Below are 10,958 nucleotides of genomic sequence, written 5' to 3'. Positions count from 1 at the left end.
ACTAGCCACTCTACGTGCAAACCTTGAAGCGGAGAAAAACCGCATCAATGACTTAGCAGAACGAGTTAGTGAGAATGAAGGGAACATTACTGATCTTGATAAAGAGGTCAAGACATTGGAAAATTATCTGGATAAAGAAATTGAAGATCGTATTAAAGATGTTAATGAACTGCAGACTGAAATTAATCGTCTAGCAAATATTCAGGTTGATCTAAGTGAAGAGTTGCAACAAGAAATAATCAACCGTAAAGAGGCTGTTAATAATCTCTACACTGAGATTGAAAATATCAAAGTTGAATTAACTCAATCAGGTTCCGATATAGAAGCATTTGAACGTCAACTTGCCGAACTTAAAGCTGAGCTTCAGGCAGAGATAACTCGAACTAACAACCTCAGCAAACGTGTCAGCGAAAATGAAGCTCAAATCAAAGGATTGGTTGACCGTGCAGATAAGATTGAACAGGATGCAACGCAGTTAACAAAGCATGTGGTAGAACTTGAAGGAAAACTTCATGGTCTTGATGCTAAAGTAATACAAGAACTTGCCGAGCGCAAGCAATCAATTATTAGTATTGCTGTACAAATCTTCAATATCAAGCAAGAACTGCAATTATCAACGAAGGATATCGCTGAACTAGAGCGTAAATTAGTTGAACTTAGCGCAGAACTTGCTGCAGAGAAAGAGCGCTTATCCAATGTAATCAAGCGCGTGAATGAACATGATGAACGCATTACTGACCTTGAGAAGCGTACCAATGCAGTTGAGACAGTTGTTTCACGTCTGACAGGACGCATCGCAGAACTCGAATTAACGGTCGGATTATTAAGTGATCAACTAAAACAAGAAGTTGAGAACCGTAAGCAAGCGGTGAGCAACCTGAAAGACCAGATTACTGAACTTAAGCAAGAATTGAGAGTTACGACTGAAGATAGAGCTAAACTTGAACGTAAGCTAGCAGACTTAGAAGCTAACTTAGAAGCAGAAAAAGCTCGTATTAACGACTTAAGTCAGCGCGTGAATGAGAACAAGGCTAATATTGATGTACTCGGTCACCGCACAGATAAGTTAGAATCAAACGCGAACCATTTAGCTGAACGAGTCACTGAATTAGAAAACCGAGTAAATCACTTTGGCGGTGCACTTAAGGATGAAGTTGAACAGCGTAAACAAGGTATTAATGAGATTTATGCTGAAATCAAGCGAGTGAAAGAATCATTCACAAAAGCAACGTCTGATGTACGTGAAGAATTGATGAAACACCTCGATGAGCTAGAGAAAGCATTAGCTGAACAGTCGAATGCATTGATTCAACTTGATATTCGTATCACCATCGAGATCAACCGTCTAGAAGAACAGAACAATAAAGTTGATAATGGTTCTAATGACACTGAGAAACTAGGATCTGATGATAGTGTAACTAACTCAGGAAATGATTCTGATGATCAAGACACTGATGACGTAACTCCTCCAACTGATAAAGATATTACAGATTCAGATGAGGCAGATACTGATACAGACACTGAAGATGGTACATTAACTGAGCCGGAAACAGGAGATAATTCAGAAGAAACAGTTAATCCAGAAAAGACTCTGGAGACAGATGTGGAAACAGGTTCTGACTCTGATAAATCACCAGAAACTGATAAAGAGATTGATCCTAAAGTCGATCCAGAAGTTGAAACTGATCCAGAAACTAACTCTGAAGTTGGAGCAGATCCAGAGAGAGAATCAGATACTGATGAAGACTCACAACCAAATGTTTCACTAGAAGTGGACAACAGTAAAGGTTCAGACTCAGTGACTGATACTGAAGAAGCTCAACCAACTGTGACTCAAGCTGGATTAACTGGAAGTACAAGCCAAACACAAGGTGAGCTTTTACCAGCAACAGCTACGGGCGCATGGACACTAGGCCTCATTGGATTAACATCAATGGGACTTGGTGGTGTATTGAGCATCCGTCGTAAAGACGATGAAGAATAATCATTAGGAGTTATTCACTGAATGTAGGTTAGAACTTAGAATCATCCTCCAAAATTGATTTAGAGAGTACTGATTTACGCTGTAGGGATGTGGTAAAGTTATGTGCTAGGTTTATCCCTACAATAGGCGATGAATTGTAGTGAGGGATCTTCCTACCATAATTCGTCCCGCAATACAATGTGGATTCTCCGCAGACACCACTTAAGTGGCTAGTTAAACTAGTCATTTAAGTGGTGTTTTTGTATAGAGAAAAATGCTGAAGGACATTAATAAAGTTAAAATAACAATTTGGGAATTTTCTCGATAAATGAGAATTATATTTTATGTAGCGGTTTCATCCCATAATGGCTGAAAGGGGTTTACGAAAGTACTTGCTAACTGCTATGATGTAATTGTCAATGAAAATAGGAGAGACAATGGAGACCTATTTTTTAGAGCGTATTTAGAGGAATTTGATCAGGAGATTAGTTCAAAGATAGAGCAGAAATCAGTAGAGATTATTTTAAAATCTTCTTTTGTTTTCCCATGTAAGTGTGGTATAGTAAGGGTAGATATTTGTTCAATCATTTGGGGTGCCATGTGCTGAGATAAACCCACTGAACCTGTCAAGTTAGGGCTTGCGTAGGGAAATGATCGGAACGTAGCTGGATTTGGTGTGTAAAAAATACGTGATCTAGCTACTGACTATAATTTCTGACGGGCACTTTCCTTGATGGGGGAGTGCTTTTTTGTACGTGAAGTGAGAATTAAAGCAGGTAGCATTGAATGAAGAGTAGAGAGGTTAGGGAGTGAATGATGTTAGAGTTGCAGTCGGTGGATTTTTCGTTCCAACATGATCAGGAAAAACGGGTGCTGTCAGAGGTGTCACTGTCAGTCGCACCGAATCAAATTGTCAGTGTTGTTGGGAAGAGTGGATGCGGGAAGAGTACGCTCTTCAAGCTATGTACGACCGAGTTGACACCAACAAGGGGAGCGATTCGCTTCCAGGGGCGAGAGATTCAGTTAGGGGATGTGGCTTATATGCCCCAACAAGATTTATTACTTCCCTGGCAGACGGTCTTGGGGAATGTGATGTTGCCGACGAAGCTCGATGAGGCTAACCAGCTAACTGAAGAACATGGTCGGCGGTGGCTCGAGAAGGCGGGGCTAGGAGATGTGGCGGATCAGTTGCCCCATCAACTCTCAGGTGGGATGAAGCAGCGAGCCGCTTTTATTCGGACATTAATGACCGATAGTGATGTGTTGTTGTTAGATGAACCCTTTGGCGCGTTGGATTATTTCACGCAGAAGGAGATGCAGGAATGGTTATTGACGTTGTGGATGGCAACGAATAAGACAATTCTAGTGATTACACATAACATCGAGGAAGCCTTGTACTTAAGCGATGTGGTCTATGTGATGCAACCGTATCGACCGGGGCAGTCCGAGCAAGTGACACCGATTCAGATTGACTTGCCGCGTCCGCGCGAAGAAGCAGTGCGTTATAGCCGTGAGTTCATCGCTTATAAGCGACAGTTGGAGGAGGCCATCTATGAAAAAAATTAAAACAGCAGTGAGACGGTACTATCCGTTTGGGTTAATTCTGATGGCGCTGTTAGGTTTCTTCGAATGGTCGGTTAGTGCAGGGATTACGCCTCATTTCATTATTCCTAAACCCTCATCCGTGGTGCTTACCTTAATTGAGCAGTATGAGTTGTTGTGGAGACATACACTCATTACACTGCTAGAAGTAGCGGTAGGTCTTGGCGTATCGATTGGTCTCGGTATTCCGTTAGGGATTTTGCTGCATTATTCATCTTGGGCCAAACGAGCGCTCTATCCCTTCGTGCTTGTTTCGCAGACGATTCCCATTATTGCTCTGTCACCGATCTTTGTCATGTGGTTTGGTTATGGGTTGACGATAAAAGTAGCGATTATTTTTCTGTTTTGCTTTTTCCCATTGGTTGTGAGTACGTATGATGGATTGAAGGTAACAGATTCTGCTTATTTGTCCCTGTTTCGTAATTTGAAAGCCTCTAAGTGGCAAATGTTTAAGTATTTGCAGTGGCGAATGGCTTTGCCGTCTGTTCTGTCAGGCATTAAGCTGAGTGTGATTTATGCCTTAATGGGGGCAACGGTGGGTGAATGGTTAGGTGGCTCAGATGGATTAGGATACTATATTCGGCGAACAGCCAGCAATCTGAAGGCAGATGGTGTTTTTGCGGGGATTGTGATTTTGTCGCTGATTGGACTGATATTATTCGGGGTCGTCTCTGGCCTGGAAGCAGTATTACTACATTATCGAAATCAAGAAAGGAATGCATAATATGACAACTTACATTAAACGATTGATGAAAGGAATTACAGCAGTATTGGTGTTGTTGGTGCTGGCGGCTTGTGGACAAAGCACGCAGAATGATGCAGATCAAGCAGCTGATTCCCCAGCAGATGATCAAACAACAGAAAGTGTGGCTGAGGGAGAACTACAAGATGTTGAGTTAACACTTGATTGGTATCCGAATGCCAACCACGTGCCTATCTATACCGCATTGAAGCATGGATATTTTGAAGAAGCGGGGTTGAACGTTACCTTGAAGATGCCTGCTGAAGCGGATGATCCGATTCGATTAGTTGGAGCGAACCAGACAGATATTGCGGTGAGTTACCCAGGTGTGTTGATGAAAGCTCGTGCTGAAGATATTCCGGTGAAAGCATTTGGATCACTTGTTCAGCGTCGATTAGATGCGATTATGTACAAAGAAGAGTCCGGTATTCAATCACCCAAATATTTAGAAGGCAAGAAAATCGGGTATGCATCTGATTCTATTTCGGAGGAGATTATTTACTCTATGGTAGAAGAAGATGGTGGAGATGCGTCAAAAGTTGAGATGATTGATGTGGGTTATGATTTAATGCCTGCTTTATCCACAGATAATGTGGACGCGTTGATCAGTGCCTATATGAACCATGAATATTTACTCTTGGAGGATGAAGGGTACAATATGGGACACTTCGAATTCCAAGATTACGGTATTCCAGAGAATCAAGAACTGATCTTTATTGCGAGTGATCAGACAATTGACGAACGCAGTGACGTTCTAACAAAATTCATGACAGCTCTACAAAAAGGGTATGAAACAGCTGTCGAAAACCCAGATGAAGCGATTGAAACGTTATTCGAAAATGAAGAGAATGAATATGCCTTGGATAAAGACATTGAAATCCGGTCCTGGAAAGAGTTCCTTATTGAGTATATGAGTGCAGACGGTGAATTCGGAACGATTGATCCCGCACAATATGAAGAATATGCGAAGTGGATTTATGAACGCGGTGCGATTGACAGTGAGCTAACTGGGGAAGACTTAACAGCTCCAGCATTGTAAACTTTAATATAAATAATCAAAAACTCTCCTACTAATGTGTGGGAGAGTTTTTTAGATAAATAATTATTCTGAAAATTATAGTTGTATATCTCATGTAATCGGTGTATAATCTTATTAAGCAACAAAATAAAATTACAGGAGAATGTCATATGAAAGTGTCAAATAAAGTAAGAGATGTGTTGGTATTAGAAGGAAGTGTTTGCCCTTAAGGAGTTAGATTGTAGATAACTCACTAATGGTAAATACTTATTACACATTAGAGGAGTTAAACATTGAATAAAACAAAAATTTTAGACGTTAATCATTTAAAGAAAGTGTATAAACAAGGAAAAGAGCCGTTCGTAGCGGTAGACGATGTATCAATGACTATCCATGAAGGTGAAATTGTCGCTTTGATCGGTCCGAATGGGGCAGGGAAGACGACAACTGTTTCGATGATTGGTGGCTATTTACTGCCTACATCAGGCGATATTTTGTTAGAAGGAAAAAGTATTGTAAAAACGTCCAGTAAGCATAAACCCAAAATTGGGGTTGTCTTCGGTGGGCATTCAGGATTTTATGGGCGGGCAACTTTGGCAGATAATTTATCATTCTTTGCTGATCTGGTTCGAATTCCGCCGAAGGAACATGAACAAGAGGTTGCTCGTGTACTGAAGTTGGTAGACTTGTACGATGTGAGAGAGAAGGAAGCTCACCAGCTATCTACTGGGATGATGCAGCGATTGCACATTGCTCGTGCAATGTTGGGGAATCCGTCACTATTATTGCTAGATGAGCCGACAACCGGATTAGATGTAGAGATTGCCAAAGAAGTGCGCGATACCATTAAAAAATTAGCGCAACAAGGGATGGCTATTTTACTGACGAGTCATATTATGAGTGAGATTGAAGTGTTAGCGGACCGCATTTATTTAATTGGCGGAGGTCAGATTAAGCATGAGGGAACTGTTGCTGATATCTTAGACTTGGCTAAAGTTACGCATATTGATCGACCGGCTACATTAGAAGAGTCTTATTTGTCAATTGCGCCAACGTTGAAGAGGGGGAATTGATGATGCGATTTCTCAGATTATGTTGGTTTCATTTTAAGCTCTATACGAAGAATAGTTATTTCGTCTGGTTGCCGATTTCGAGTACGATCTCTATCTTCTTACTTCAGTATCTAGGGGCCTATGCGAGTGGTACGTTAGCAAGTAGTAATATTTGGTTGATCAGTGGCACATTTGGGATGTGGGCATCTACAACAACGGCTGCTGGTTCGATCGGCTTCCAGCGCTACATGGGAACGTTGCAGTATATTGTAAATACGCGGATTGATGATCGTGTATCGGTGGCAACTGCTATTACACCGGCATCGACGTATGGATTACTAGCGTATCTTGTTGCGTTGGTCATGAGTGTCATCTTGCGTGTGGGGATTCATGGATTAACAATCGGGACAGTGCTGGCCATTATTAGCTTATGGTTGTCTGCGCTTATCATGAGTTTGTTCATTGCAGCATTTTTCGTATTCACTCCGAATGCGATGACTTATGAAGAGTTGATTATGATTCCTATTCTATTGTTGTCGGGGTTATTTTCATTGCAGTTAGTTCAGTTACCTATTTTTTCTGTCTTCCAGTGGTTATTGCCCCTAGCGACACCGATTAAGTTCTTATTAACCGAGGCAGTTGAATTTGATATCTTGCCGTGGTTAAGCAGTTTGGTGTTGTGGAGTGGCTTGTCCTGGTGGCTCTCAAGTGTGTTACTCAAGCGAGCGAATATCACTGGCCAGATTGGAGGGGTTTAGATGCGTGTACAATTAAGCTCTTTATCCTTCATGGCTAACCGCAAGACACAGTTCGTGCATTTTTTGTGTCTGCCGATTATTAATATGATTCTGTTCTTATTCATCCACCGTCAATTTACGGGGGGAGATGTGTTGAATCCAGTAGTAGCAGTGACTTCAGTAGCGGTGGCAGCTATTACGATCTCGCTATCCAGTGTGAGTCAATTGCTGACACATGATTCTATGCGAGGAGTTGACAAGATAATGGTCATCAATCGGCCGTATTCACCGCGATATTGGGGAAATAAGATATTGACAGCGATGGTCGTGTCATGGGGATTAATGGCGATTAACTTAGGACTTCTAGCTATAGTTGGAGTTGATTGGGTCGTGATCTCTCGGATTGTGCTAGCTTCGCCGGCGTTGTTAGTGACCGGTGTGCTGTTAGGAATGTTAGGCTTTTTCTTAGCATGGCGCGAGTCGAATCCTTACTTCTACACAAACTTAATATCGGCAGCGATCCCCATTATTTATGGTGTTATTGTCTCTGTTAGTGAGTATCCGCCAGTGTTTAAAGTGTTCAGTCAGATTTTCCCGTTCTATAATGTGCGAGATTATTTGCAGACGGGACAGTGGGAACATTTGGCAATTGAGGGGATTAAATTAGTCGTGTTGATTATTGTAACAGGGCTAGTTTACCAGTTGAAACATAAAAAAGTGGTTGATAAGAAAGGCTTGCTATTCTAATCGACTTGCTTGATGCATATGATGAAAAGATAATATAAAAGGCTTCCCCGTATTAAGGGAAGCCTTTTTATCTTTGAATGTATTAGTAACTTTTTCGGCGGTAAAGGAGTGAGCCTAGTAGTAGGAACACGAGGATGATACCGAGGTTGATGCCCCAGTGGACGTATTCGAGCTGGACGTTGCCAGTCAAGTAGTTGGCCGGGAGCTCCGAGAACAAGGTGCCTGGTAAGTAGTCGAAGACAGGTTCGCTCTGCGGCAAGATCCCAATAATAGCATTAGAGGCGTAATTGATTACGCGGTAAATCAGTAAAATTAAGATAAAGGCACTGATTTCGCTATTGAATAAAATGGCTGTCACGTAAGTTACTGTCAATGCACTGAGTAGAATGGGTAGTAAGTTAAGCGAGTTGTTAATAAAGCGGTGTAAGTGCTCGACTTCTGTATTCGGTACAATCATTTCACCGGATGCATAAGCAACCCCGAAGAAAATCGCACCAATGATTAAAAAGTTGATTAAGGTGACAAAATATTTGCCCCAAAAGATATGTGATCGGTTGACACCAAAACCAATGGAGACGCTAATAAGATCACGATCGCGTCCAAGTAACACGATGGCTAAGGTTCCCGTTAGCATGAGTAAAAAGTTTGGCGCTACGAAGATGGATGAATAATAAAACATGTTCGTAGCATAGGGGAACTCTAGCTCGCGCTGGCTCATGAAGTCGAGTCCGAATGCGGCTCCGACCAATAAGGCAATGCCTAATAATAGAACAACGTAGCCTACTTTTTTCTTACGAAGTCGACGAAATTCACTTTTCATATAGTTTTTCATCTTACACACCTACTTTCTCGAAGAAGTAATCTTCTAAGGTCTCGTTCTGAATAGTAAGGGAATGGACCTGGATGCCTTTGCTGACCAGGCGGCGGTTGATATCATAAGATGGGATATCATCAGAGCTAAGGTGCAAGGTCGTATCGTCGACGATCTTAATCTCTAAGGCATCGAACTGTTCATTGAGCACAGTAGCTGCTTGCTTGGCAGCATCCACTTTAATCACAAGCGTCTTGACCATGTTATCAATAAGTTTATCTTTAGAGACTTTCTCCACAATCTGACCTTCGTTTAAAATAATGTAGTCCGTTGCGATCTCTTCCAGCTCAGTTAGTACATGGCTGGAGACGATAATGGTGGTGCGTCGTTCGCGGTTGACTTTAAGTAAGATTTGGCGAATATCGCGTACACCTTCTGGGTCAAGTCCGTTGCTCGGCTCATCTAGGACTAAGAGGTCTGGTTTGAATAAGAGCGCTAGCGCGATGCCGAGACGTTGCTTCATTCCTAGTGAGAATTGTTCGAATTTTCGGCGAGAATTCTCAAGTTCAACGAGATCTAAGATTTCCTGGATGCGTTCCTTGTCGATCGATCCAGTGATCTGCTTAGAAAAGTAAGCCAGATTATGATAGGCTGAGAATTTTGGAAAGAAGACGGGGTTCTCGATTAAGGTTCCGATACTTGGGCGCTCGAAAGATCCTTGGAATTCAATATGTCCCTTATTCGGAAAAAGTTGTTCTGTTAGTAACTTGAAGAGCGTTGTCTTACCTGCACCGTTTTTCCCGATAACGGCACAGATTTCACCGGCTGCTATGTTGAAATTTGCATTGTCAATAACGGTCTTGCGTCCAAATTTTTTTGTCAAATCTTGGACTTGTATGGACTGAAATGTCATATGATCACCTTTTCTAGAAAAAATCCATTGCGTCCCCTCCATTTTACCACAGTTGAGCGTACCTGAACACCCAAAACAATTGATTTATGCGAAATAGATATCAAAATAAGGAACATAAATTCTCAGTTACAGTATGCGGTGAAGTATCGTTTTCGATGAATTATGACGCTTTGCGTCGATTGTTCCTATTTCTTTATTGCAAATATAAAGGTTATTAATTGAAGGCGATTTCTTTTGTGTTATAATGTTATTATAAATAGATAATCAAATTAAGGAGTGGTTAGTTTATGAAAAAAAATAGTCAGTGGCATTGTATCAAAGATAGCTGTTTTAGTGCTAGTAATGGGGTTTGCTGTTGATGATATAGAGACTCATGCTGAAGAAATCTCCGATAAAGTTGACATCTCAATAGATGTTGGACACAATTATTCAAACCGTTCGTCCTTTGATGTAGGAGTAGAAGAAAATTATCGCGTAGTAGACACTTCAAGTTCTAATGAAGTTAATTTAGATGTATTGTTAGAAGGTATTAACGGAATTAGTGCTGAGTTAGATGGCGAAAATGTATTTTCTATATATGACTCAGTTAATGGATATAATAGTTCATTATCTTTGATGCTAACATATATAGACGATAACACAGGAGAAGTAAAACAAGCTCAAGTACATGAACCCTTTATTGAGAACCAAAAAATATCGTACACTATAGATACGTCTGATGTTAATGGAGATTTAACTATAGCAACAGCAAGGAGTGTCAATAGTTTTTCATATTACTTTCAAAGTAGTAAATGGATATCTCGTAGTGGAGTAATTTCACTGTCCTTATCTCCAAAACAATCATGGGTTCGTACAGTTGTTCATGGTGACAACCCTAATGCGTCTGCGTCATTAAAAAATGATAGTTGGCAAACAGTCCTAAACAATTACAGTGGACATTCGAATTGGAGAAACACTTCCAGTATGAGATCGCAGTATATGTGTCATGTTCATTGGGCTGGGTATTGGAAAACACCATGGAATCTTGAGCCACATAGAACAGGAACAGCAATAGCTAGTAATAGTTGTAATCCTTAAGTTATGATGGATAGGAGCGTATTTAATGATTATCAGACGAACTTTAATCAGTATATGCAGCTTACTGTCAGTTATCAGCGGAGCAGTGTTAGCGTATCAGTCGGGAATTGCTTTAGATGAGATGTGGTCATTTGAGCGATATTTTAAACACAATCAATTGTACATCTATATGTTAGCTATAAGTGTAGTTGTATTAGTTATCACTATCTTACTCGAATGGTTGGCTACATCACGATGGGGCAATGACTATCATAGATGAAAATTAAAACATCAAGTCACATCATCAGTGACTTGAT

The 10,958-nt window shown here is 40.9% G+C and carries 11 protein-coding genes and 1 riboswitch; of the genes, 9 read left to right on the top strand and 2 right to left on the bottom strand.

The annotated features are described in order from the left end of the window. The 7 genes from HMPREF9703_RS01270 to HMPREF9703_RS01240 all read left to right on the top strand — a co-directional run. Positions 1-1,984, top strand: a 1,984-nt coding sequence (locus HMPREF9703_RS01270; protein WP_004634894.1) for an LPXTG cell wall anchor domain-containing protein, incomplete at its 5' end; no start/stop codon positions are given. 558 nt (positions 1,985-2,542) lie between these two features. Beyond that, a riboswitch (TPP riboswitch) is annotated at positions 2,543-2,629 on the top strand. A 150-nt stretch (positions 2,630-2,779) separates the two neighbouring features. Next, a complete protein-coding gene (locus HMPREF9703_RS01265; RefSeq protein ID WP_004634892.1) occupies positions 2,780-3,529 on the top strand; it encodes an ABC transporter ATP-binding protein in 750 nt (249 codons plus the stop codon). Then, the gene (locus HMPREF9703_RS01260; protein ID WP_004634890.1) at positions 3,516-4,289 is read left to right on the top strand and encodes an ABC transporter permease; all 774 of its coding nucleotides are present in this window, start codon (positions 3,516-3,518) and stop codon (positions 4,287-4,289) included. The genes HMPREF9703_RS01265 and HMPREF9703_RS01260 overlap by 14 nt, the downstream gene beginning before the upstream one ends. Position 4,290: 1 nt before the next feature. After that, positions 4,291-5,346 (top strand): ABC transporter substrate-binding protein, encoded by a 1,056-nt coding sequence (locus tag HMPREF9703_RS01255; RefSeq protein WP_004634888.1) that lies wholly within the window; start codon positions 4,291-4,293, stop codon positions 5,344-5,346. A 272-nt stretch (positions 5,347-5,618) separates the two neighbouring features. Then, positions 5,619-6,398 (top strand): ABC transporter ATP-binding protein, encoded by a 780-nt coding sequence (locus HMPREF9703_RS01250; RefSeq protein ID WP_004634886.1) that lies wholly within the window; start codon positions 5,619-5,621, stop codon positions 6,396-6,398. Beyond that, positions 6,398-7,135 carry a hypothetical protein gene (locus HMPREF9703_RS01245; RefSeq protein WP_004634885.1) on the top strand — a complete coding sequence of 246 codons (738 nt, stop codon included), beginning with the start codon at positions 6,398-6,400 and terminating at the stop codon, positions 7,133-7,135. Before HMPREF9703_RS01250 ends, HMPREF9703_RS01245 begins: the two co-directional genes overlap by 1 nt. Next, on the top strand, positions 7,136-7,861 hold the full coding sequence (locus tag HMPREF9703_RS01240; protein WP_004634883.1) for a hypothetical protein: 726 nt from the start codon (positions 7,136-7,138) through the stop codon (positions 7,859-7,861). A gap of 82 nt (positions 7,862-7,943) precedes the next feature. On the opposite strand, the gene HMPREF9703_RS01235 is transcribed toward HMPREF9703_RS01240, so the two are convergent. Together HMPREF9703_RS01235 and HMPREF9703_RS01230 are read right to left on the bottom strand one after the other, a co-directional pair. Beyond that, entirely contained in the window at positions 7,944-8,693 is a 750-nt protein-coding gene (locus HMPREF9703_RS01235; protein WP_004634881.1) for an ABC transporter permease, read from the bottom strand. A gap of 1 nt (position 8,694) precedes the next feature. Further along, on the bottom strand, positions 8,695-9,585 hold the full coding sequence (locus HMPREF9703_RS01230) for an ABC transporter ATP-binding protein (RefSeq protein WP_004634879.1): 891 nt from the start codon (positions 9,583-9,585) through the stop codon (positions 8,695-8,697). Between the two features lie 342 nt (positions 9,586-9,927). Between HMPREF9703_RS01230 and HMPREF9703_RS01225 the strand changes: the two genes are divergently transcribed. Then, positions 9,928-10,662 carry a DUF2599 domain-containing protein gene (locus HMPREF9703_RS01225; protein ID WP_004634878.1) on the top strand — a complete coding sequence of 245 codons (735 nt, stop codon included), beginning with the start codon at positions 9,928-9,930 and terminating at the stop codon, positions 10,660-10,662. Positions 10,663-10,687: 25 nt separating this feature from the next. Next, entirely contained in the window at positions 10,688-10,921 is a 234-nt protein-coding gene (locus HMPREF9703_RS01220; RefSeq protein ID WP_004634875.1) for a hypothetical protein, read from the top strand. Positions 10,922-10,958 lie beyond the last annotated feature (37 nt).

It is taken from the genome of Dolosigranulum pigrum ATCC 51524 (assembly GCF_000245815.1).
Classification (GTDB): domain Bacteria; phylum Bacillota; class Bacilli; order Lactobacillales; family Carnobacteriaceae_A; genus Dolosigranulum; species Dolosigranulum pigrum.
This window is presented reverse-complemented; position numbering and strand designations above follow the sequence as displayed.